At 66.0% G+C, this 21,974-nt stretch carries 25 protein-coding genes and 2 pseudogenes; 18 read left to right on the forward strand and 9 right to left on the reverse strand.

Going from position 1 to position 21,974, the window contains the following annotated elements; all coding sequences use genetic code 11:
- The first annotated feature begins 169 nt into the window (after nt 1-169).
- The 5 genes from ACZYW1_RS17100 (at nt 170) to ACZYW1_RS17120 (ending at nt 4,102) form a co-directional block, all read left to right on the forward strand.
- The gene (locus ACZYW1_RS17100; RefSeq protein ID WP_463787371.1) at nt 170-1,192 is read left to right on the forward strand and encodes a DUF6670 family protein; all 1,023 of its coding nucleotides are present in this window, start codon (nt 170-172) and stop codon (nt 1,190-1,192) included.
- A 101-nt stretch (nt 1,193-1,293) separates the two neighbouring features.
- A complete protein-coding gene (locus ACZYW1_RS17105; RefSeq protein WP_463787372.1) occupies nt 1,294-1,845 on the forward strand; it encodes a nitroreductase/quinone reductase family protein in 552 nt (183 codons plus the stop codon).
- A gap of 95 nt (nt 1,846-1,940) precedes the next feature.
- Entirely contained in the window at nt 1,941-2,456 is a 516-nt protein-coding gene (locus ACZYW1_RS17110) for an ATP-binding protein (protein WP_463787373.1), read from the forward strand.
- Nucleotides 2,441-2,746 carry a putative quinol monooxygenase gene (locus ACZYW1_RS17115; RefSeq protein WP_463787375.1) on the forward strand — a complete coding sequence of 102 codons (306 nt, stop codon included), beginning with the start codon at nt 2,441-2,443 and terminating at the stop codon, nt 2,744-2,746. The genes ACZYW1_RS17110 and ACZYW1_RS17115 overlap by 16 nt, the downstream gene beginning before the upstream one ends.
- A 462-nt stretch (nt 2,747-3,208) precedes the next feature.
- Nucleotides 3,209-4,102 (forward strand): PE-PPE domain-containing protein, encoded by an 894-nt coding sequence (locus tag ACZYW1_RS17120; RefSeq protein ID WP_463787376.1) that lies wholly within the window; start codon nt 3,209-3,211, stop codon nt 4,100-4,102.
- Here the strand turns inward: ACZYW1_RS17120 and ACZYW1_RS17125 are convergent.
- Together ACZYW1_RS17125 and ACZYW1_RS17130 are read right to left on the reverse strand one after the other, a co-directional pair.
- The gene (locus ACZYW1_RS17125) at nt 4,099-5,037 is read right to left on the reverse strand and encodes a redoxin domain-containing protein (protein WP_463787377.1); all 939 of its coding nucleotides are present in this window, start codon (nt 5,035-5,037) and stop codon (nt 4,099-4,101) included. The genes ACZYW1_RS17120 and ACZYW1_RS17125 overlap by 4 nt on opposite strands.
- Nucleotides 5,038-5,085: 48 nt before the next feature.
- The gene (locus ACZYW1_RS17130; protein ID WP_463787378.1) at nt 5,086-5,463 is read right to left on the reverse strand and encodes a hypothetical protein; all 378 of its coding nucleotides are present in this window, start codon (nt 5,461-5,463) and stop codon (nt 5,086-5,088) included.
- A gap of 262 nt (nt 5,464-5,725) precedes the next feature.
- On the opposite strand from ACZYW1_RS17130, the gene ACZYW1_RS17135 reads away from it, so the two are divergent.
- Genes ACZYW1_RS17135 through ACZYW1_RS17145 form a run of 3 tightly spaced genes read left to right on the forward strand, consistent with a single transcriptional unit; the run spans nt 5,726 to nt 7,056 of the window.
- Entirely contained in the window at nt 5,726-6,241 is a 516-nt protein-coding gene (locus ACZYW1_RS17135) for a restriction endonuclease (RefSeq protein WP_463787379.1), read from the forward strand.
- A 45-nt stretch (nt 6,242-6,286) separates the two neighbouring features.
- Entirely contained in the window at nt 6,287-6,622 is a 336-nt protein-coding gene (locus ACZYW1_RS17140; RefSeq protein ID WP_463787868.1) for a hypothetical protein, read from the forward strand.
- A gap of 35 nt (nt 6,623-6,657) precedes the next feature.
- Nucleotides 6,658-7,056: a VOC family protein gene (locus tag ACZYW1_RS17145; RefSeq protein ID WP_463787380.1), complete on the forward strand. Its 399-nt coding sequence runs from the start codon at nt 6,658-6,660 to the stop codon at nt 7,054-7,056.
- Nucleotides 7,057-7,110: 54 nt separating this feature from the next.
- Here the strand turns inward: ACZYW1_RS17145 and ACZYW1_RS17150 are convergent, their stop codons facing one another.
- Nucleotides 7,111-7,791 carry a guanylate cyclase gene (locus ACZYW1_RS17150; RefSeq protein WP_463787869.1) on the reverse strand — a complete coding sequence of 227 codons (681 nt, stop codon included), beginning with the start codon at nt 7,789-7,791 and terminating at the stop codon, nt 7,111-7,113.
- A 74-nt stretch (nt 7,792-7,865) separates the two neighbouring features.
- Here ACZYW1_RS17150 and ACZYW1_RS17155 point away from each other — a divergent pair, with 74 nt between their 5' ends.
- Nucleotides 7,866-8,024, forward strand: a complete 159-nt coding sequence (locus ACZYW1_RS17155) for a hypothetical protein (RefSeq protein ID WP_463787381.1) — start codon at nt 7,866-7,868, stop codon at nt 8,022-8,024.
- A 13-nt stretch (nt 8,025-8,037) separates the two neighbouring features.
- On the opposite strand, the gene ACZYW1_RS17160 is transcribed toward ACZYW1_RS17155, so the two are convergent.
- A complete protein-coding gene (locus tag ACZYW1_RS17160) occupies nt 8,038-8,832 on the reverse strand; it encodes an adenylate/guanylate cyclase domain-containing protein (protein ID WP_463787382.1) in 795 nt (264 codons plus the stop codon).
- 89 nt (nt 8,833-8,921) lie between these two features.
- Here ACZYW1_RS17160 and ACZYW1_RS17165 point away from each other — a divergent pair, with 89 nt between their 5' ends.
- From ACZYW1_RS17165 to gnd, 3 genes are all read left to right on the forward strand, one after another.
- On the forward strand, nt 8,922-9,368 hold the full coding sequence (locus ACZYW1_RS17165) for a PaaI family thioesterase (protein ID WP_463787383.1): 447 nt from the start codon (nt 8,922-8,924) through the stop codon (nt 9,366-9,368).
- A gap of 214 nt (nt 9,369-9,582) precedes the next feature.
- The gene (locus tag ACZYW1_RS17170) at nt 9,583-10,983 is read left to right on the forward strand and encodes a glucose-6-phosphate dehydrogenase (RefSeq protein WP_463787384.1); all 1,401 of its coding nucleotides are present in this window, start codon (nt 9,583-9,585) and stop codon (nt 10,981-10,983) included.
- Nucleotides 10,984-10,998: 15 nt separating this feature from the next.
- The gene (gene gnd, locus ACZYW1_RS17175; RefSeq protein ID WP_463787385.1) at nt 10,999-12,030 is read left to right on the forward strand and encodes a phosphogluconate dehydrogenase (NAD(+)-dependent, decarboxylating); all 1,032 of its coding nucleotides are present in this window, start codon (nt 10,999-11,001) and stop codon (nt 12,028-12,030) included.
- Between the two features lie 14 nt (nt 12,031-12,044).
- Here the strand turns inward: gnd and ACZYW1_RS17180 are convergent, their stop codons facing one another.
- Nucleotides 12,045-12,908: an alpha/beta fold hydrolase gene (locus tag ACZYW1_RS17180; RefSeq protein WP_463787386.1), complete on the reverse strand. Its 864-nt coding sequence runs from the start codon at nt 12,906-12,908 to the stop codon at nt 12,045-12,047.
- Between the two features lie 105 nt (nt 12,909-13,013).
- Between ACZYW1_RS17180 and ACZYW1_RS17185 the strand changes: the two genes are divergently transcribed.
- From ACZYW1_RS17185 to ACZYW1_RS17195, 3 genes and pseudogenes are all read left to right on the forward strand, one after another.
- Complete coding sequence (locus ACZYW1_RS17185) at nt 13,014-13,487, forward strand: VOC family protein (protein ID WP_463787387.1); 474 nt, start codon at nt 13,014-13,016, stop codon at nt 13,485-13,487.
- A 189-nt stretch (nt 13,488-13,676) separates the two neighbouring features.
- Nucleotides 13,677-14,575: pseudogene (locus ACZYW1_RS17190) on the forward strand (alpha/beta fold hydrolase).
- Between the two features lie 46 nt (nt 14,576-14,621).
- The gene (locus ACZYW1_RS17195; RefSeq protein ID WP_463787388.1) at nt 14,622-14,975 is read left to right on the forward strand and encodes a DUF732 domain-containing protein; all 354 of its coding nucleotides are present in this window, start codon (nt 14,622-14,624) and stop codon (nt 14,973-14,975) included.
- Here ACZYW1_RS17195 and ACZYW1_RS17200 read toward each other — a convergent pair.
- Nucleotides 14,972-16,331: pseudogene (locus ACZYW1_RS17200) on the reverse strand (HNH endonuclease signature motif containing protein). The gene ACZYW1_RS17195 and the pseudogene ACZYW1_RS17200 sit on opposite strands and share 4 nt — an antisense overlap.
- A 92-nt stretch (nt 16,332-16,423) precedes the next feature.
- Between ACZYW1_RS17200 and ACZYW1_RS17205 the strand changes: the two are divergent.
- Nucleotides 16,424-17,662, forward strand: a complete 1,239-nt coding sequence (locus tag ACZYW1_RS17205; protein WP_463787389.1) for a DUF1298 domain-containing protein — start codon at nt 16,424-16,426, stop codon at nt 17,660-17,662.
- Between the two features lie 4 nt (nt 17,663-17,666).
- Here the strand turns inward: ACZYW1_RS17205 and ACZYW1_RS17210 are convergent, their stop codons facing one another.
- Both ACZYW1_RS17210 and ACZYW1_RS17215 read right to left on the reverse strand, forming a co-directional pair.
- Nucleotides 17,667-18,245: a MarR family transcriptional regulator gene (locus ACZYW1_RS17210; RefSeq protein ID WP_463787390.1), complete on the reverse strand. Its 579-nt coding sequence runs from the start codon at nt 18,243-18,245 to the stop codon at nt 17,667-17,669.
- On the reverse strand, nt 18,242-19,798 hold the full coding sequence (locus ACZYW1_RS17215) for a pyruvate, phosphate dikinase (RefSeq protein WP_463787870.1): 1,557 nt from the start codon (nt 19,796-19,798) through the stop codon (nt 18,242-18,244). Before ACZYW1_RS17215 ends, ACZYW1_RS17210 begins: the two co-directional genes overlap by 4 nt.
- Nucleotides 19,799-19,815: 17 nt before the next feature.
- Here ACZYW1_RS17215 and ACZYW1_RS17220 point away from each other — a divergent pair, with 17 nt between their 5' ends.
- Both ACZYW1_RS17220 and ACZYW1_RS17225 read left to right on the forward strand, forming a co-directional pair.
- On the forward strand, nt 19,816-19,983 hold the full coding sequence (locus ACZYW1_RS17220; protein ID WP_463787391.1) for a hypothetical protein: 168 nt from the start codon (nt 19,816-19,818) through the stop codon (nt 19,981-19,983).
- 10 nt (nt 19,984-19,993) lie between these two features.
- Entirely contained in the window at nt 19,994-20,506 is a 513-nt protein-coding gene (locus ACZYW1_RS17225; protein WP_463787393.1) for a DoxX family protein, read from the forward strand.
- Here the strand turns inward: ACZYW1_RS17225 and ACZYW1_RS17230 are convergent.
- Complete coding sequence (locus tag ACZYW1_RS17230; protein WP_463787394.1) at nt 20,490-21,941, reverse strand: short-chain fatty acyl-CoA regulator family protein; 1,452 nt, start codon at nt 21,939-21,941, stop codon at nt 20,490-20,492. The genes ACZYW1_RS17225 and ACZYW1_RS17230 overlap by 17 nt on opposite strands.
- Nucleotides 21,942-21,974: the final 33 nt, after the last annotated feature.

Here is a 21,974-nt window from a genome sequence, read left to right on the forward strand (position 1 = left end):
AGCCGACGGGGACGTGGTCGAATTCCGTCTACTAGCAAGCAGTGACGATAGGGGTTCTTACCGATCCCCTCCCCACTTTGGGAGGGCGGGTAATCGCGAATGACCTAGCCCCATCGAGTTTCGTTGCAACGCCTCAAGGCGAAGAGGGCGAGCCAGTAGGGTCTGCGCCATGATCGCATCGGCGGTGTCTGCGCTCGCCCAGCGCCTCAACCGGAACCGTCGGCGAATCGGCCGTCCGTTCGACCCGCGTACCCAGTTGACGCCTCCCGGCGGTCTGCGGTCGAGTTGGGTGCACTACGGCGTGATGGTGCCGGATCTTCCCGAGCCGCATCGAACGTTCGGGGTGATGTCGATCATCGGGACGCCCGGAATCGCGATCTTCTCGAACGATCACGCGATTGTCACCAGCGCGAGCGACACCGCTTACATGGTGTCGGCCACCGCTGCCATGCGCGGCGAGGGTTTGCACACCTATTCGATCGCCCGGGACTGCGAAATTCGCCCAGACGGCAGCCTCGTTCGCTTCGGAGACGATCTGACCATCGAGGGCACTTATCCGGACTTCCGCCTTCGTCGGTTCCACCATGACGTCTTGGTGGACCTCGACATCCGGGCAACGGACAAGGTCACGTACTTCGTCGACCTCCCCGGCGGTCTGTACACGCACTGGAGCCTCCTGTGTCGGTACGACGGAGCCGTCGGCGGCCGTCCAGTAGCTGGGTTGTGCACGCTCGAATACGCCAGCGGCGTGGGGCTTCACTCGATCCCGGTTCCCGGCACCCCCAATCTGCCGGTGCCGTTCTTTACCTACCACGTGCTGAACATCGACGAGCGCACACAGGTTTTGACGTCAAAGGTGTTGGGTGCAGGCGGCATTGAACTGATTTACGCGACGTGGGTTCGCGGCCTGGACGACTACGGGAGCGAGTTGCTCGATACCAGATTCGACGTCGAGGAATACGAGCCGGAGCCGCGAACCACGCCGAGCGGGCACGAAATGCGACTGCCAGCCACGCTGACGTGGTCGGCCTATCTCGGTGGGGCCGAGGTCATCAGCATCACCGGACGATGCCACGGGGATTGGGTGTATGGGCTGGGAGCCGGATTCGTAGGCAGCTACGACTACGCGGGAAGCTTTCGAGGCAAAGCGATCGAGGGTATTGCTTACATCGAATACATCGACCTCCGGTAGAAGGTGGCCGGCGACGGCGACGTGGCGGAACCCCGGTTCAACGTGTAGCTCGAAAGCGAGGACCCCGGCGAATTTGCGACCTTGGGTTCTAAACTCGGCCGATGGCGCCGGCGGACACGATTCAAGGGATACCGCGCGTTGAGTTGCGGAATCGCGGGCCGTGGCGACGACGAATGTGGTGGTGGCTGGGTGGGCCCATCATCACCAGCAAGGCTGCGTTGGCTTTCACCCGGAGGGTCACGGTGCCCATCGAGGCATCGGTGATCAAAGCGTCCCGTGGACGGTTGAAGCTGAGCGTGAATCTGCCGATGGTGGTGTTGACGTCGGTGGGTGCTCGCAGCGGCGAACGCCGAGAGGTTCCGCTCACCTATTTCACTGACGGTGATGACGTGATCCTGATTGCGTCGAATTACGGTGGTGCGAAGCATCCGTCGTGGTTTCACAATCTGCGGGCTCACCCCGAATGTGAGTTGTACATCGGACCTCGGGGCGGCTCGTTCGTGGCTGAAGAGGCTGTCGGAGCCGACCGCGACCAACTGTACGAGCTTGCCGTTGACCGGCTCAACCACGTGTTCGCGTTGCACGACAAGCGAAGCGGCGAAGCGCGGACGATCCCAGTTATGCGGCTGAGCCCTGGAAAGAAGACTGACTAGGAGTCGACGTGACCGTGATGGCCGACGGCGACGTGGTCGAGTTCCGCTTCAACGTCTGAGGTCGACGTGCGCGACGATTGCTAGCGTTGCGGCTTGTGATCGTATGGCTCAACGGCACCCACGGTGTAGGGAAGACGACGACGAGTGCGCTTCTGCAGCCACTGATCCCGGACTCCCGGGTGTTCGACGCCGAGAAAGTCGGCCAGACGCTGATGGACATCCAGCCGGGTCTGCCCGAGACTGACAATTTCCAGCACTGGCCCCCGTGGCGGCCACTTGTCGTCGAGACCGCTCGTCACGTACTCGACTACACCGGGGGCACGTTGGTGATGCCGATGACCGTGCTGGTCGAGCAGTACTGGCTCGAGATCAGCTCCGGCCTCGCGCTCTACGGAGTCCCGTTGCGGCACTTCGTCCTTCATGCCGATGACGAGACCCTGCGCGAGCGCATCGACAGCGATACCCTTCTCGGCTCCTCGGCGTTCCGTCACGCGCATCTGGATGCATACGCGGAAGCGGCCCGCACCTGGCTGCACGCGGAGGCCGACGTCGTCGACACCACGCACCTCACTCCCACCGAGTGCGCCGAGCAGATATGTCGGCGACTGTGACCGGCGAGGACGAGTTGACACCCCAGGTCGTGCTCAGCGGGGTTCTCCTCTGCGCCAGTGATGACGAGGTGGCCGTTGTCCAACGACATTTGCCGCGACACATCGACCTGACGCGTGCCGAGCCGGGATGTATCTCATTCGAGGTTCACCAGACCGACGACGACTACGTCTGGCAGGTCGACGAGCGATTTCTCGACAGATCGGCTTTCGATGCGCATCGTGCCCGCGTTGCCGATAGCGAATGGGGCAGGGTCACTGCCGGAATCGAACGCCGATACTCGATCCGTTGACCATCGCTCGACGCGCCCTGCACGCCGATCGAGCTGCAACAAGGCCTAATTTCGGGTCAACGCAGCAAATAACCGAACACGCGCCGAGCCTCGTTTCCGATGATTTTCAACCCAGCGGATACCTACGGTTTCCGGCCGATAATTCCATTGATCGGTCGTGCAGTCCAAAATCTCGGATCTCAGGTCTGATTCGATAGCCGGTGAAAGGGTGTTATTCATCGTTTGCCCAGGTGGCGAACGTTATTCCATGAACGAAAAATGCTTCTGCCAGCATCGATTCGCTATTCAAAAAAGTCCGCGAGTTTAATTTCAATTCGCTTTACTCGCACAAAACTTAAGCGATAACTTAACCCCACCTGAGAATTTTATCGGCATCCGCGGGGGTGTGTCGGGCAGGCAGCAGCAGCCGTGCAGTTCGACGCGGCGACACACCATCAGTGTTCTTGAAACCGAGGGGGACCGATGAAGAAAATGATTCTGGGCGCAGCTTTATGCGGCGCGGGTATTGCATTGGCCGCGCCGGCAAACGCCGACAATGGCACCGACTGGTGGACCGCCTTGACCGGCGACTGGTGGTCCGGATCGACCTCTGGCGCTGCCGACACCACCACGAATTGGCTGGGCGACTGGAGCAGCGCCTTCAGTTGGCTGTTCGGTACGCCCAGCGTGGAGGACGGTGCCGGCGCACTGCTGGACGATCCCGACTTCCTGGAGGGATCAACGCACGCTCTCATCCTGGGCGCCACCGGGGTTCCGACACCGAATGCCGCCTACATCAGCGCCGCAATGAACCTCTACCTCTTCCCGAATGGATACGACGGCGATACCGCGACGACCATTGCGTTGACCACCCCGCAGACCACTGACTACGAGACCAGTGTGGCGGAAGGCCAGCAGATCCTCATCAATGCGATCATGGCCGACTACGAAGCCGGCAATATGGGATGCGACGCGTCCGGCGTGTGCTCCGACCCGCTGACCATTTTTACCTACTCACAGAGCGCCGCCATCGCCGCACTCGCCCAGGAGCAGCTGTCCGATGACGGAATCCCCAGCGACGCTTTGCGTTTCGTCATGCTCGGGGCCAACCCGCTCGGTGTTCCCACCGACCTGTTCCCGACCGAGATCTACAACATCGACGGGGACGCGTGGGCGGATCCCGGCTCGCTCGGTACGTCGTGGCAGGACATCTTCTTGGGCATGCAACTCCACGAGGCTTACCTCGGTCTGTCGGCGGAACAAATCGCCTCGGCCACAACGACAGTCGACGGGATGACGACCATCAACGAGATTCCGACGCTCACCATGACCGAGCTGTGGGAGGCATTGCTCAACGCCTACCCCGCAGGGGTCTAGGAACTGGGTCGCAGCGCCCGCAGGCCGCGCAGCGTCCGTTCGATCAGTTCACGTCGGTCGTCGAGCGGCATGGCGTCGCCGAGCGGGGAATGCACTCGCAGATACCCTTGCGCCGCAAGGTCATCGACGAGATATCGGGTCGCGCCGAGCGGCAGCGACAGCGTGGAGGCGATCTCGGCGACCGACGGGTTCTGCGCGCACGACGTCAGGATCTGGCCGCGCACATCGTTTTTCCGCCAGCGCGGCGGCCCCGATGCGGTGTCGAGAGCCTCGATCGGCGCGTCGAGTGCCAGGTCGACACCGGAATCGATCCGGCCCGTCGGCAGCGTGAAGGGTCGCACCAGGCTCGGCCCTTCCGCGCTGTCCGGTTCGTCGAGCCAGCCGCTGTCGCGCGGTGGCCGCTGCGTCTGGTGGCGCCGTAGGAACTGCAAGGCCTCGTCGGCGTGCACCGACGCCCGCACCTCGTTGGAGATCACCTTCAGCACCGTGCGGTCGGTGTCGATGACGAATGTGACTCGCCTGACCGGCAGTAGTCGGGCGAGCACGCCACGACGGCGCTTGTGCCGGCCGCGCCCACCCTGCCGCGCGAGGACGGACCTACGCAACCGCGCGAGCCTGCCGCGACGCACCCCGAACAGCTCCGACACCACACTGTCGGCGTCGGAGAGCAGCGGATAGTCGAACGAACGCTGCCGGGCGAAGTGGGCCTGCCGGTCGACGGTGTCGGTGCTGATGCCGACCCGCTGCGCGCCCACCCGGGTGAATTCGTCGCTCAGATTGCGGAAATGACAGGCCTGAGCGGTACAGATGGGCGAGGACGCCAACGGGAAGAAGAACAGCGCAACCGGTCCACCGGAGAGCAGCGCGGACAGGGTCCGAGGCCGACCGGTGTGGTCGTAGAGGGTGAAGTCAGGCGCCCGATCGCCCGCGATCATCGGCAAAGACTAACGCGGGAAGCCCGGAGCGAAGCCCGAATTCTCGGTCTAGGGGTGGGTGTCGATGCGGCAATTCCTGAAGGTTTCGGGGTCGCAGTAGACGCCCGGCGGTGTACCGGGCCTGGGTGGCGGGTTGTCACCGTCCCAGATGAGACTCGAGACGTTGCCCATCCCTGGCCACAGGAAGTAGTAGGTGTGGCAGACGTTCCAGTCCCACATCAGCGGATCGGTGACGTGATTGCCGGTTACCGGCCGCGGTTCTTCGCCGGGACACCAGTGGTGGGCCGGACCCCAACCGTTGTCGTCCGTGGGAGCCGGAAGACCTGGCCGCGCCTGCGCGCTGACTCCGCCGGGACCGAAGCATCCCAGTCCGCCTGACACCAGCGCCGCGGCAGTCACACTCATGACGATTCGACGTATGTTCATTGCTCGACCTTTCCTGGCAACGATGATGAAACGATCGTGAGGCATGCCGTGGTGTCGCGGACGAGAACTGCAAAATCGTGGTGCAATCGCCTCACATTCGGATTGGCCCTCAGAATGTGAGCCCGTTATCAATAGCCTTTGCGCGCAACGAGAATGCGGTTGAGGAACGTGTGTTGGCGAAAGTCACTGCGCGTCAGCGAATACGCACAACCCGGGCCGGCCGCGCGCGAATGTCGGTGGCCTTCCTTAGGATCGGCGCGAGATGAAGATCACCTACCTGTTTCTTCCGGTCTACTTCGGACTTTTCGCGGGCCTCGTCGGGCGCAGCGTCGAGGTGGGCCTGGCCGGTGCGGGCGTGGGTTTGCTTCTGGCCGTGCTGTTGTCGGCAGAACGCCGACGGACCGGCGACGGCATGACGGCGATCGACGCGATGAGCGGAACCGACTTCGAGGACTACGTCGCGAGCCGCCTGCAGCGGGCCGGCTGGCGGGTCACCTTCACCGCGGCCAGTGGCGACTACGGGGTCGACCTGATAGCCCGGCGCGAGGACAGGTCGGTCGCGGTGCAGTGCAAGCGGCTGAGCAAGCCGGTGGGCGTCGCGGCCGTCCAGCAGGTGGTCTCCGGCGCCCGTCACCACGACTGCGCGAAAAGCATCGTGATCAGCAACCAGGAATTCACCGACGCCGCCAAAAAGTTGGCCTTCACCCACAATTGCCAGCTGATCGGCCGGCGCGCGCTGCAGGGCTGGGTACCACCCCCCGCCAGACGTACGGTTTAGCGCCTGAGCCGAGCAGGCCTAGGGCACACTCTGGGGGTGGCGATCATGAAGCACGCGGCGGCGGGCCTGCTGCTGGGCGCGGCGCTGGCCATGCTGTCCGGCGGCAACGCGCAGGCCGCCCCGAGCTATCACTGGTGCCCCGGGCAGGCCTGGGATCCGGGCTGGGGCAGCATCTACGACTGGGACTGGAACCGCTGCCACGACTGGCAACGCTCGCCGGGCCGGGGCGGTCCGATGGGCAACGGGCCGTGGGGTGTTCCACCGGTATGGGCACCCGCCCAGCCCTCGCCGCCACCGTGGGCCCCGGGCGCCCAGGTGATGTGGAACATGACCGCCCGAGCATGGGGATTCTGGAACAACGCCGTCTGGACTCCGATCTGAGCTGCTTGTCGTAGGCCGCGCCTAACATCGTCGCCATGAAATTCGTATCGACCCGGCTCATCACCGCCAACGTCCCGCGGCTGGTCACGTTCTACGAAAAGGTGTCCGGCGCGGCCGCCGTCTGGGGTAACGAGCTTTTCGCCGAGATTCCTACGCCGATCGGGACTTTGGCCATCGGCAGCGAGAAGACCGTCCCGTTGTTCGGAGCGGGGTCGGCCGAGCCGGCAGCCAACCGGAGCGCGATCATCGAGTTCCTGGTCGACGACGTGGATGCCGAGTACGAGCGACTGCGGGCAGACGTGGGGGAGATCGTGACGGCGCCGACGACGATGCCGTGGGGTAACCGCGCGCTGCTATTCCGTGACCCTGACGGCAATCTCGTCAACCTCTTCACCCCGGTCACCGACGACGCGCGGGCCAAGTTCGGGGTGTGAGAGCGCCGGGCCGACCCAGCGGCGCAGATAGGCGCGAAGCTCCGCCGACGGCGATCAGTCGGCGACGACGGCGATCTCACTGCCCAGTCGATAGGGAGCGATCAGCGGCAGGTCGTCGCCGCTCCAGAATCGGCCGGGGTCAAACCAATTCGTGCGCTTCTCGGTCTCGATCAGGCCCATCTCCTCGTAGGTGACCGCAACCGTCTCGGCGCAGTAGGCGGATTCGAAGCCGCCCTGTCGCTGTTCGGCCCGGCGCCGTCGCGTCGATTCGCGAACCTTCGCGTCGATCCAGGGAAGTCCCCGCACCCAGTCGTATCTGGTCGGAAGCTGACCGCGTAACCACCGCAGGGTGAGCCGGGTCGTCGACGGAAACGGCGTGCCGTCCATTCGGGCGATGACACGCAGCAACCGGTTCTCCTGATCACGGTCGACTTCGGGGGTCATCTGCCGAAACCAGCAGCGTTGCCCGTAGCGGGTCAGCCATCGTTCGACGGCTTCGCGTGCGTCGTTGAGCTGCACGCCACGGTGGTTGGTCGCGGTCCAGACGTCGGTCAGCTTGTCGCCGAGTTCGGCGTGCCACATCAGCGGCGGCAGATCCTCGATCGCGACCGTCATCCCGACGTGGTTGACGGGGCTGTTCGACATCGTCTGGATTGCCCGGTCGGGTCCGGAATGCCCGCGGAACAGCCAGATGTCGCCGGTCCTGGTGTGCTCCAGGGCTTGACTCAGGCTCACGGTGTGCGTTTCCACCACCGCACCTTATGCACATACGGTTCCCGCCGGGACGCGCTCGCGAATAACCTGTTGCGATGCGCACCGTCTGGAAGCTGCTGGGGTTGGCCGGGGTCGTCGGGGTCGCGGCCGGTGGAGTGCTGGTTGCCCGCGACCAACGCCGTCGGCGGGCCTACACGCCCAACGAAATCCGTGATCGGCTGCAGCAGCGCCTCGCCGAAGCCGGCGACGACTAGAAGTCGGTGAAGACTAGGCGGCGGCGACGGCGTAGAGCCGATGGGTGCCGGCGAACCCTTTCAGCTCGGTGTCGCGGCCGCCGTCGAATTCGAGGTCCGCGCAATCGCTGAGCGCGTCGCGCACGGTGTCGCTCACCAGCACCTCGCCGCCACAGGCCTCGGCGGCCACCCGCGCCGCCATGGCGACATTGCGGCCGAACAGGTCGTCGCCGCGTCGCACCGACCGGCCGACATGGACGCCGATCCGAACCCGTATTCCGTTGCGCCGCTTGCGCTGTGCGTCCCGGTGTAGTGCATCCTGCATGTCGATGCCGCAGCGCACGGCCTGCTCGGCTCGGGAGAAGGCGATCATGAAGCCGTCGCCCTGGCTTTTCACCACGTGCCCCGAATGCGACTTGACCAACTTGCGGACCTGCTTGTCGTGCTCGCCGATCAGCCGCACCCAGGCGCGGTCGCCCACCCGTTCGTTGAGCGCGGTGGACTCCTCGATGTCGGAGAACAGAATCGCGACCGTGCCGTCTTGCGTCACGCGGGCCAGATCGGGGCGCTCGACCTCGGCCCAGTCGGCGAGGTCTTCGATCGAGCTACGTACCGCTGCTCCGAACCCCTCCTTGCGCACCAGGTTCGCGGTCTGCCAGACCGTCTTGACCGCTTTGGACCCGAAGGTCAGCAGGTCGGGTGGACGCTGCAGTTCCTCGATCAGTGCCTTGCTGCGGGACAGCTGGCGCCAGAGAATGCCGATGGCCACCGCCTCGGCAGCGGCAGTTCCCGCCAACACGTAGAGCACGAGATGCAGCACATCACCCACGGTGCACTATTCAACACGTCCCGTCGGCCACCAGGTCGGGCTTTGCCCGTCGGCCGAGGCGGCGGACCGTGCTCTGTACTGTTCGGCGGATGGTTGCCGCGTTCGAGCCCCGCGATCCCGATTTCGAGCGACGCGTGCGGGACAGCTTCGCCCGCCAGGGCCTGATGACCACCTTCGGAGCCGAACTCGTCCGGGTGCAGCCGGGGACCGTGGAGATCGAGGTACCTTTTTCGCCGAAGCTCACCCAGCAGGACGACTTCTTCCACGCCGGTGTCGGTATCGCCGTTCTCGACAGTGCCTGCGGCTACGCCGCGCTCACGCTGATGGCACCGGGAACGCGCGTGCTGACCGTGGAACTCAAGGTCAACCTTCTCGCTCCAGCCGTCGGCGACTCGCTCAGGGCATGTGGCGAAGTGATACGGCCGGGTCGAAATCTCACCGTGTGCCGCGGCGATGCCTACGCCGAAGTCGGTGACGGTCGCAAGCATGTGGCGACCATCCTTGCCACCATGACGGGCATCGCCGAGCCCGGCTAGTGCACTCACTGCGCTCGGTAGACCTGGTGCATTTCGAACCGAGAAGCGAAAGGTCAACTGGGCGTGTATATTCCGCGAATTATTCAGCGCAGGTGTTTGGCCGGCCGGGTTAACGGCTACGCAGATCGATCTCCGGTTGTCGGGCCGATCGGCAGTGTTTAGGGTTGTAGCTGGCCACGGCGGGAGCCGAGTCGAAATCTCGTGGAGGTCCGTATTGGCCGAACCCGGCGCGAATGCCTCGGATTTGCTGGTGATTTTCGGAATCACCGGCGATCTCGCGCGCAAGATGACGTTCCAGGCCCTCTACCGACTCGAGCGCCGGGAACTGCTGCAGTGCCCGATTCTCGGTGTCGCCAGCGACGACATCGGCGTCGACGAGCTGATCAAGCGGGCCCGCGCGGCGGTTCACGGCGCCGGCGAGGACATCGACGAGACGGTGTTCGAGCGCTTCGCCAAGCGGCTGTCCTACCTGTCCGGCGACGTCACCTCCTCGGCGCTCTACGAGGCACTGGCCCACCAGATCGGCCCGGACCGCCATTGCACGTTCTACCTGGAGATGCCGCCCTCGCTGTTCGCGCCCATCGTGGAGAACCTGGCCGCGGCGCAACTGCTGACCCATTCGCGGGTCGCGGTGGAGAAGCCGTTCGGCCATGACCTGAAATCCGCGGGCGAGCTCAACGCGCGCCTGCGCGCGGTGCTCGACGAGGACCAGATCTTCCGGGTCGACCACTTCCTCGGCAAGGAGCCGGTCGTCGAGCTGGAGTATCTGCGGTTCGGCAACCTGGCCCTGGCCGAGATCTGGAACCGCACCAGCATCTCCGAAATCCAGATCACCATGGCCGAGGATTTCGGCGTTGAAGACCGGGGCAGCTTCTACGACGGGGTCGGTGCTCTGCGTGACGTCGTGCAGAACCACTTGTTGCAGGTGCTCGCCGGCGTGGCGATGGAGCCGCCCGTCGGCCCGGCCGCCGACGACCTCAACGACAAGAAGGCCGACGTCCTGCGGGCGATACCGGAGATCGACCCGGAGCGCACGGTCCGCGGCCAATATCGGGGCTATCGCGACATCGACGGAGTGGCGCAGGATTCCGAGACCGAGACGTTCGTCGCGCTGCGGGTCGAGATCGACAACTGGCGCTGGGCCGGGGTGCCGATCTTCCTGCGGGCCGGCAAGGCGCTGACCGAGCGGGTCACCGAGGTGCGACTGTTCACCCACCGCGTCCCCTCGTTGGCCTTCCTGCCGGATCGCCGCCGGGCCCAGTCGAACCAGATCGTGCTGCGCATCGACCCCGATCCGGGGTTGCGGCTGCAGCTCACCGCGCTCGAGGGAGACCGCTGGCGCGACCTGCATCTCGACTCGTCGTTCATGGCTGACCTCGGCCAGCCGCTGCTGCCCTACGAGCGGTTACTCCATGGGGCGCTGACGGGTGATCATCAACTGTTCGCCCGCGAAGACGGCATCGAGGAGACGTGGCGGATCGTGCAGCCGCTGCTGGACCGCCCGGGGCCGGTCCATACCTACGAACCCGGTTCGTGGGGACCGGACGCGGCACGCGATCTGGTACGAGGACATCGCGGCTGGCAACAGCCGTGGCTAGCCGGTAACCACCACTAAGGAGAGAACGACGCCATGCAGCTGGGAATGATCGGCCTGGGCCGAATGGGCGGCAACATCATCCGCCGAGTGGTGGATGCCGGACACGAGGGTGTGGTGTACGACCACGATTCGGACGTCGTGAAGGCGTTCGAAGGCGTCGATAACATCACGGGTGCGTCATCGCTGGCTGATCTGGCCGAAAAGCTCAGTGCGCCAAGGGTTGTCTGGGTGATGGTGCCCGCCGGGACGATCACCTCCGGGGTGATCGACGAACTGGCGAAGACGCTGGACGAGGGCGACATCGTCATCGACGGCGGCAACTCCTACTACCGCGACGATCTCAAGCATGCAAAGACGCTGTCCGAGAAGGGAATTCACCTCATCGACTGCGGAACAAGCGGCGGTGTGTGGGGCCGGGAGCGCGGGTACTGCCTGATGATCGGCGGCGACGACTACGCCTTCGAGCATGCCGAGCCGCTGTTCTCGGTCATCGCGCCGGGCGTCGACGCGGCGCCGCGTACCCCCGGCCGGGAAGGCGACGTGGCCCAGCCCGAGAAGGGTTATCTGCATTGCGGGCCGACCGGCGCCGGGCACTTCGTGAAGATGGTGCACAACGGTATCGAGTACGGGATGATGGCCAGCCTCGCCGAGGGACTGAACATCCTGCGCAACGCCGACATCGGCAAGCGCATCATCGAAGCCGGCGACGCGGAAACCGCACCGCTGTCGAATCCCGAGGCCTATCAATACGAATTCGACATCGCCGAGGTCGCCGAGGTGTGGCGCCGGGGCAGCGTGGTCGGGTCGTGGCTGCTGGATCTGACCGCAATCGCGCTGAACGAGTCGCCGGAACTCAAGGAGTTCTCCGGGCGGGTGTCCGACTCCGGCGAGGGTCGCTGGACGGCCATCGCCGCGATCGACGAAGGCGTACCCGCTCCGGTGCTGACGACAGCCCTGCAGTCCCGTTTCGCCTCGCGCAGCCTCGATGACTTCGCCAACAAGGCGCTGTCGGCGATGCGCAAGCAATTCGGCGGTCACGCCGAGAAACCGGGCGTGGGCGGCTAGTTCGCCGCGTGGATCTAGCGCGTCGCGAAGGTCACCACGACATCGCTGAACGCGTCGTTGTCGTCGCCTGCTGCGGTGTGGCCGGCGCCGGACAACTCGACGAACTCCGCGTTGGGCACGGTGTCGAGGAAGTGCTTCACGCCCTCGGGGCTCACCACGTCGGAGAGCTTGCCGCGGATCAGCAGCACCGGAATCTTCAGGTCGGCCGCGGCGTGCTCGAAGCTCTCGGTGCGCAGCTCCGGGTCGTCGCCCGGTTTGGTCATGAACGCCGGATCCCAATGCCAGTACCAGCGCCCGTCCCGCAGCCGCAGGTTCTTCTTCAGCCCTTCCGGGCTGCGCGGCCGAGTTCGGTGTGGCAGGTAGTCCGCGACGGCATCGGCGGCCTCGTCGAGGGTGGCGAACCCGTGCAGCCCGCTGAACATGAAATCGCGGATGCGTGCGCTGCCGTTCTTCTCGAACCGCGGCACGACGTCGACGAGGATCAGCCGCGTCACCCGTTCGGGTCCGGCGCGGTCCGCGACGAGAATGCCGGTCAGCCCGCCCATGCTGGCGCCGATCAGGATCACCGGCCGGGCGATGGCGTCGAGAACGGCCATGACGTCGGCGGTCAGCGTCTCGATGTCGTAGTCGGCGTCAGGGGAGCGGTCGCTGTCACCGTGGCCGCGGGTGTCGAGCGCGACCACGTGAAAGCCGTGGTCGGCCAGGACCTGTCCGGTGTTCTTCCAGGAGTGCCGGTTCTGGCCGCCGCCGTGCAGCATGAGGACGCTCGGTCGATCGGCGGCGGCGTCGGAGCCGCGGCCCCACTCGTCCGCGACCAGGGTGAGGCCCTGTATCCCGGAGAACTCGACAGTCTTGGGCGTGTTGCGCACGGCGGTCACGGGCGGTCCTCTCGGTCGATCGCACTCCGACGTTACTCAGATGAGTTTCGGTGTTCGCCGGGGTCTACCACTTCAGACACTCACGACGACGCATAGGAGAAGCCCGTGCCCGCGATCACGCCCTCGCTGTGGTTCGACAACAATCTGGAAGAAGCCGTGGAGTTTTATGCCTCGGTGTTCCCGAACTCGCACTTCGAGCAGGCAAACCGCAGCACCGAGGCGGGTCCCGGCGAGCCCGGTTCGCTGCTGTCGGCCACGTTCGTGCTGGACGGCACCCGATTCGTCGGGATCAACGGCGGTCCGCACTTCTCGTTCACCGAGGCGGTGTCCTTCACGATCAACTGCAAGGACCAGGACGAGGTCGACTACTACTGGGACCGGCTGACCGACGGTGGCGAGGAATCGCAGTGCGGCTGGTGCAAAGACCGGTTCGGCCTCAGCTGGCAGGTGGTGCCCGAGCGGCTCTATGAGCTGGTCAGCCACCCGGATCCGGCGCGCGCGACCGCCGCTACCCAAGCCATGTACGGGATGCGCAAGATCGTCGTCGCCGATCTCGAGAAAGCCGCGGCGTCGGTCTGAGTTCCACACCACGACGTGCGGTGAGTGTGAACCACGTACGTTGGAAAACATGCCCGACGATGCGCCGGCGAACGTCGCGACCCCGAATCGTGCGACCGACGCGCCGCCGACCGGTTCCAGCGCGCGGGTAACCCTCGACAAGATCGGGGAGCGTTGGCTGGTTGATCGCCGACGGGGAAGGTTCAGGTGATGTCCAAACACCGCTGGGTCGACGTCAAAGCTCAGGCTGTGGAGCTGAAGGCCCTGACGTGGGGGCCTCCTGACGGTCCGATTGCCTTGTGCCTACACGGTTTTCCTGACACCGCGTACGGCTGGCGCAATGTCGCGCCGCGGCTGGCCGAAGCCGGCTGGCGGGTGGTGGCGCCGTTCATGCGCGGCTACGCGCCGTCGTCGATACCCACCGACGGCAGCTATCACATCGGCGCGCTGATGGATGACGCGCTACAGGTGCGCGCGGCGATCGGCGGCACCGAGCATGACGTGGTGATCGGCCACGACTGGGGAGCGATCACCGCCAGCGGGTTGGCCGCGATTCCGGACAGCCCCTTCGCCAAGGCCGTCATCATGTCGGTGCCGCCGGCGGCGGCATTTCGGGGCGGGGTCCCCGACACCGCTCGGCTGCTGACTCAGATCCCGCCGCAGCTGCTGCGCAGTTGGTACATCATGTATTTCCAGTTGCCTTGGCTGCCTGAGCGTTCCGCGCCCTGGGTGCTGCCGCGGCTGTGGAAAAGGTGGTCGCCGGCTACGACGCCAAGGCGGATCTTCGTCACGTCGACGCTGCGATCGGGACACCGGAGAGCTGGCGCGCCGCGCTCGGTCCCTACCGGGCGACGGTTCGTAACACCCGTCCACCGGCGCAGTACCGCGATCTGCACCGGCATTGGACGTCGAGGCCGAAACTGCCGAGCCTGTACCTGCACGGCCGTGACGACGGTTGCATGACATCGACGTTCGCGCGCTGGGTTCCCAACGCGCTGCCCGCCGACAGCGACCTGACCATCGTCGACAGTGCCGGGCACTTCCTACAGCTCGACGAGCCCGACAAGGTCGCCGACTTGGTGTTGGGTTTCATCGGGTCTGCGAAATAACGGCCTTTCGGGTCGCAATCCGCCTCGATCGGTGCCACGCTAAGCCATGGTCGTCCACTCGTCCGTCGCACTTGCCGCTGCCTGCGCTGCGGTTCTACTCGCGGGAGCCGTTGCCCACGCCGACCCGCAGGACGACGAGTTTCTGAAGCTGCTCGCGAGAGACGGCATCACCGCCGGGCCCCCGGACCAGCTGATTGCGTTGGCCCACGAGCGGTGCGACAACGAGAATCTCTCTCGGTCAAATACATTCACGCTTCGACTCGGCGCGTGGCCCAGTCCCTTCAGCACCGCGATGCTGCAGCTTTCGGCCAAGCTGGAGGGTCAGGGTTTGAGTGGTCCGCAGGTGAGGCCGTTCTTGCTCGACGCCATCAGCGTGTACTGCCCGGGCGCACACAGCTAGGGCGCTTCATCGTCGTCGTCGCGTAGCAGCTTTTCCGGGTGGTGAAAGCTGTTGGTGCGGGGTTGGCCGTGGTCGAGGTGTGGTGGTGGGATCCATTCGGTGTGGCCGCGAGCGTTGTTGCGGGTGGTCCAGCCTTTTTCGGTCAGGTCGTGGTTGAGGGCCGCAGGTCAGCGTCAGCCCGTCGACGTCGGTGACGGGGTTGGTGCGGTAGGGGTCGTTGTGGTGGACCTCGCAGAGGTAGGCGGGGATGGTGCAGCCGGGGTGGGTGCAGCCACGATCGCGGGCGTGCAACACGATTCGCTGGGCGGGTGAGGCCAGACGGCGGGTGTGATACAGCGCTAAGGCTTTGCCGTGGTCGAAGATGGCCAGGTAGTGATGGGCGTGGGAGCCCAGCCGGATCACATCGGCCATCGGCAGCAGCGTCCCGCCGCCAGTCAGCGCCCTGCCGACGCCGCTCTCCAACTCCTGCAGGGTGGTGGTGACGATGATCGAGGTGGGTAGGCCGTGGTGTTGACCCAACTCACCCGATGCCAGCAGTGCGCGGCAGGCCGCAAGGAGGGCGTCGTGGTGGCGCTGGCCCGCGGTGCGGGTGTCGCCCTGGATGGCGTCCTGCGACGGGGTACCACCGACACAGGGGTGTTCGTCGTCAGGGTTGCACATCCCGGGCGCGGCGAGCTTCGCGAAAACAGCGTCGAGGGTGGCGCGGGCTTGGGGGGTGAGCCACCCGCTGACCGGTGACATGCCGTCGATGTCCTGTTTGCCGATGCTCAGGCCGCGGCGCCGCGCGCGGTCGACGTCGGTGAAGTCACCGTCGGGGTTCAGACAATCCATCAACGTGTCCGCCAGCTTCGCGAGCTCGTCGGGGCGGTGTTCGAGGCTCAGCCGGGCCAGCTGCGCCTCAGCCTTCGCCCGGGTGTCGATGTCGACGACGTCGGGCAGCCGGTGGAAGAAGCTGCGGATCACCGCCACATGGCCCGGGCCCAGCTCGCCGTTGCGTTGTGCGGCCGCGGTCGCTGCCAGCACCGGCGCCAACGGTTCACCGTTGAACGCCCGCCGCTCACCCAGATCGGCCGCCTCATGGATCCGCCGCGACGCCTCGGCCCGGCTGATCCGCAAACGGTTGGCCAGCACCGCCGCCGGCTTGCCGCCCAACACAGCCGGGTCCTCACCGACCAGCTCCGTGACCAACCCATGCTCGATCGCCGGCTGTAGGCGGCGGAACCCTTCGAAGCGCTCCAGCACCCGGAGCCGCTCGGGGGTGGTCAACGCGTCGAAGCTCAGGTCCAGAGCACGTTTGTAGGCGGCGTCGAGCGCGTCGAGAACCTCGACGACCTCCTCACGACTACTCGAACGCATGTGCGAATACTATCTCCGGGGACCGACATCGGCACCCCGCCAAACCCTCAGCTGTGGATAGAAGCGCAACTGTGGATCACTAGGATGCTCGGATGCCGAACCGGATGACTGCGATCGACGCGCAGTTCTACTGGATGTCGGCCAAGATCCCCAGCGATGAGTTTCTACTCTACGTATTCGACGGTATGCCAACCGATTTCGGGCGGATCATCGGCGAGTTCTGCGACCGCGCCAACGCCAGCCGCGCCCTGACGGTCCGGGTCGAAGACGGATCGCCGTTGACCTACCCGTGCTGGGTGCCGGCCACCGTCGAGGCCGACCGGGTCGTGCGCCACCAACTCGACGACGACAGCTGGCAAGGCTGCCTGGACGCCATCGGCGGGCTCTTCGATGATCAGCTCGACATTCGGCAGGCGCCGTGGCGGATGCACCTGTTCGCACCGGTGCACGGTGTCGCGGGCAGCTCCGGGCCGGCCACGGTCGCGGTCATGCAGTTCGCGCACGCGCTGTCGGACGGTCCGCGAGCATTGGCGATGGCCGCGTGGCTGTTCGGCCGCGACACTCCGGTACCCGACGTGGTACCCGAGTCCCCAGGGTTCCTGCCCTGGCTGGCTTTTGACGCGGCGCGCGCCCATCGCAAGTTGGTCAGCGACACCGACGCAGGGCTGCTGCCCCCCGCGATCGGACCACAGCCGGCGTTGCAGACCAACATCCACCCGACGGGCGCACGCCCCATGCGCATGCTGGTCCGGCACCGGTCGCAGCTGAACGGACCTACGGCCACCGTCGCGGTACTGGCCGCCGTGTCCGGGGCGCTGGCCGGCCAGCTGGGCGAGGCGGCCTCGTCGCTGGCGGCCGAGGTGACAATGGCCAAACCCGGTGTGCCTCATGCTCACAACCACTTTGCCAACGCTACGATCGGGCTCTATCCGCATCTGGATCGACAGTCTCGCGTCGAAAAGATCGCCACGGATCTGACCAATGCCCGCCTTCGCTCGGAGCATCCCGCATTTCGGGCGGCGGACCGTGCCTTCGCCGCGACGCCCGCTCCGCTGCTGCGCTGGGGTGTCAGCCTTTTCGATCCGGAGGTCCAGCCGGCGCAGGTCGCCGGAAACACCGTCGTGTCAAGCATTTATCGCGTACCGACCGACCTGACGTTCGGAGATGCTTCGGTGCTGCTGACCGGAGTGTTCCCGGGCCTCTCGTCGGTGATCGGCCTGACTCATGGCGTCTGGGGTGCCGGCGACACCGTGACCGTCAGCGTGCAGGCGGCCGAGTCCGCGATCGGCGACATCGACGACTATGTCTCCCGGCTGGACGCCGAACTGTAATCGCTTACCCGTCTTCGGCTCCGCGGGTCAGACCCGCGGCCAGGATCAATTCTTCGTGCAGTTCGAACCAGACGGTGTGATACGAATCGATCAGCGGACGTGACAGCCACATCGTCTCCCCGGCGCGCACCCGGTCCAGCGCCGCCTGCAGCTTCGCGGCGTAGCGGCTCAGTCGCGGAAACTCGGCGGCGGCCGCCTTCACCAGAGGCATCACCCGTTGATGCGCCTCGTCGAGGCGGGCCAACACGGCCGCGTCGTAATCGGCGTCCTCATGGGTGTTCGGCTCACCGTCCTTGAGTTGCCAGTCAGTGACCAGCGCTTTGAATTCGGCATTCACGGAACGGAATTGACGATATACATCCGCCACAGCGGCGGCGTCGGCCGACGACCGCTCCGCATCCAGCAGTTCCGTAAGCCGCGTTCGACCGGCGGCGCTCAACCGCAACATCGGGCCGTCGACCACCAGGCCCGAAGCGACCAGCTCGTCGACGTCCGCACCCAGGTCGTCGCGGCGAACCCGGCCTTTCAGCCGGATCGTTTGCAGCACAACCAGTTCAGGCCCATTCTCGTCACCGGTACTCACGGCGAAACCCGGATGGCGGCCAGCATCGCCAGCAGCGGACTGGTGGACACCACGTCGTGGTGTCCGCTGGCCAGTGCGGTGCGTACGGCTGCCTCGGAGTGCCGTTCCAGCCGCGGATAATCACCGGCGGAGTGCGCCCGCAGCGGGCTGATTCGCCGTGCGATGTCGGCCAATTCGCGAAGCTCGGGGGTGGTGTCCTCTGACCAGGCTGACAGTTCCAGGCTTCCGGAACGGACCTCACCCGCGTTGCCGTCGACGGTGACGAGCTTGCCGGCCAGCGACTCGGCGACCCCGCGACCGCAGCCCACGACGGCGACGCGGCCCAGTTCACGGCTCACGACGGCGGCGTGGCTGGTGGCGCCCCCGGTCTCGGTGACGATGCCGCGCGCCACCAGCATGCCGTGGATGTCGTCCGGGCTGGTGTGGCTGCGGACCAGGATGACGTCCTCACCGCGGTCGGCGGCGTCGATGGCCGCGTCCACGTCGGCGTAGGCCCACCCCGACGCGACACCGGGGCCGGCCGCCAGGCCGGTGGCCAAAAGTTCTGCGGTCAAACGAGTCTCAGGTTGCAGCGACGGCTGCAGCAGAGTCTCGACGTACGACGGTTTCACCCGTCGCAGCGTCTCGGTTTCGTCGATCAGCCCGTCGTTCAACAGTTGCAGCGCCAGGCGAACCGCGGCTTGAGCCGACCTCTTCGCGGCCCGGGTCTGCAGCAGCCACAGTGTGCCGTCCTCGACGGTGAACTCGATCTCCTGCACGTCGCCCGTCAGTCGCTCCAGGGACTCCGCGGCGCAGACCAATTCGTCGTAGACGGACGGTTGCTGGTCGCGCAGAACGGTGATCGGCTCGACGTCCACAGTGCCCGACACCACGTCGTCACCCTGGCCGCCGGGCACCCACTCGCCGAACGCCGCGGCGGCTCCGGTCATCGGATTGCGCGAAAATATCACTCCCGCACCGGACTTGTTGTTCAAGTTGCCGAACGCCATCGCCTGCACCACCACTGCGGTGCCACCGTGGTCGTCGAACCCATGGTGCGAGCGGTAGGCGTGGGCCCGCGGTGAATCCCACGAGGCGAACACCGCCTCCACCGCAGCGCGCAACTGGTCGTACGGGTCGTCCGGCACCTCACCGGTCACGATGCGCACAAAGGACTCGGTGAACCGCCGCCGCGAGTCGCGCGCGAAGTCAGCTGAACCCTCTGCGGTCAAAGCCTTTTCGACATCATCGTTGAATCCGAGATCGAGCAGCGTGTCCATCATGCCGGGCATCGAGATCGCTGCTCCGGAGCGCACGCTGACCAGCAGCGGGCGGGTTCCGCGACCGAATGTCCGCGAGGTTGCGGCTTCCAGGGTGCGCATCCCGTCGAGCACGTCGTCCCAGATCGCGTCGATGGTCGCCGTCGACTCGGCGCGATAGCGGGCGCCGACATCGGCGGTGATGCAGAAAGCGGGCAACACCGGAAGGCCGTTGCGGCGCATCATGGCGATGCCGTGCCCCTTGTGACCCAGAATCTCGGGCGGAGCCGAGGCGGCCCCGTCCAGCAGGATCACCGGCTGTGTTGACATGGATGCGTTCAGGCTCGACCGCGCAGCAGACCGAACCCGGCGCCGGTGCCGAGACCGCGGCGCAGGGTGAGGTGAATCCAGAGCAGAACTGCGATCTTGATGAGAACTCCTTGTTGCGGGTGCGGCTGGCAGGATACCTCTGCTTATCCCGTGCCTACCCGATGATCTAGCGTGGCGTCTATGAATGATGCCTACAGCGTCGGGTTACTGATCCTGCGGCTGGTGCTGGGCTTGACGATGGCCGCTCACGGCTACAACAAGTTCTTCGGCGGCGGACGGATCCCCGGAACCGCGGGCTGGTTCGAGAGCATCGGAATGAAGTACGGCACATTCCAGGCCGTCGTCGCCGCGAGCACCGAGATCAGTGCCGGGCTGGGCCTCGCCGCGGGCCTGCTCACGCCGATCCCCGCCGCCGGCTTCGTTGCGCTGATGCTGGTCGCCGCCTGGACCGTGCATCGCCACAACGGCTTCTTCATCGTCAAGGAGGGCTGGGAGTACAACCTGATCCTGGCCGTCGCCGCAGTGATCGTCGCGACCCTCGGCGCCGGACGGTACAGCCTCGACTGGCTGATCTTCGGCCACAACTTCCACGACGGCTGGCACGGTCTGTTCGGGTCGCTGCTGCTGGGCATCGGCGGCGCGCTGGGTCAGCTGGCGCTGTTCTACCGGCCGCCGGTCAAGTCCGCCCAGTAGCCGGGGACCCGATAGCCGGCGAGTAGGGCAGGCCGGTGCCGGTGTTCTCGTCGACGGCGACCCGCCCGCCGAAGTAAGGGAACGCGCGCTGGGCGCAGGCCGAGCGGCTGCAGATCTTGCAGCCCGCGCCGATCGGGACGGCGGTGCTCGAGTCGTCAAGGGCGACGCCGGTGGAGTAGACCAATTTGTCGGCGTGCGCCAGGTCGCAACCCAGACCGATCGCGAAGCTCGTGTGTTGCCCCAGATAGCCCTGGCCCTCGGGCGCGGTGGTTTTCGCCAGCCAGAAGTACGACCTGCCGTCGGGCATCTGCGCGACCTGGGTGATGATCCGCCCCGGTTGCGCGAAAGCGTCGTGCACCACCCACAACGGGCAGCTGCCACCGACCCGGCTGAAGTGAAAGGCGGTGGCGGACTGACGTTTCGAGATATTGCCGGCCCTGTCGGTGCGGACGAAGATGAACGGCACGCCCCGGAGCTGCGGCCGCTGCAACGTGGAGAGCCGGTGGCAGATCGTCTCGAAGCCGACCTCGAAGCGACGCGCAAGCAGGTCGATGTCGTAGCGTAATTCTGCTGCGGCACGGTGGAATTCGCGGTAGGGAAGCAGGAATGCGCCGGCGAAGTAGTTGGCCAGGCCGATCCGGGCGACGCCGCGGGATTCGGCGGTGAGCTGGTCGTCGGTGTCGACGATGGCCGACAGCAGCTCCGGCTGGCTGATCAGCGCCAGCTGGGTGGCGATCTGAAATGCGCGTTGACCGGGCAGCAGCCATCGTGCGACGCGCAACACCCGGGTGTCGGCGTCGTAGGAACGTTTGGTGTGAGCGCCGAGGTCGGCGTCGATCACCACTCGCACGCCGAACAAGTCATTCATCAGGGCCGTCAGTTGGCCGTCCAGGCCGCCCAACTCCATCGCGTTCTCGGCGAACATCCGCTCCGCCGCCTCGTCGAGGTCGCCGATGTAGTTGTTCCGGTCGTAGAAGAAGTCCCGGACCTCCTCGAACGGCATCGGGCGCTCGGCGGGCGACGGCGACTCCGTGCTGGCGTGCGAGCGGTAGGCCTCCAACTCTTCGGTCGCGTCGCGCAGCCGCCGGTGCATGGCCACCAGGTTGCGGCCCACCTCCGGCATTCTCGCCACCAGCTCCTCGATGAGCGACGAGTTGACCGCATCGTCGGGTGCGGTGTCGGTGAACACATCGGAGAGGTCGGCCACCAGTCGGGCGTCGGCGTCGGAGGAGAAGTAGTTCGCGGGCAGGCCGAACCGCTCGGTCAGAGCCAGCAGCACCGGGACGGTGATCGGCCGCTGATCGTTCTCCAGCTGGTTGACGTAGCTGGTGGACAGATTCAGCGCCCGGGCCAACGCGGCCTGGCTGAGGGCGCGCTCGTTGCGCAACCGCCGCAGGCGGGCACCCGCCCAGGCGCCCGACGATGTCTTCGTCACGCGTCAGGAGTGTACTCGGCGCCCGCGTCCGCA

Source organism: Mycobacterium sp. IDUB_36 (genome assembly GCF_055419225.1).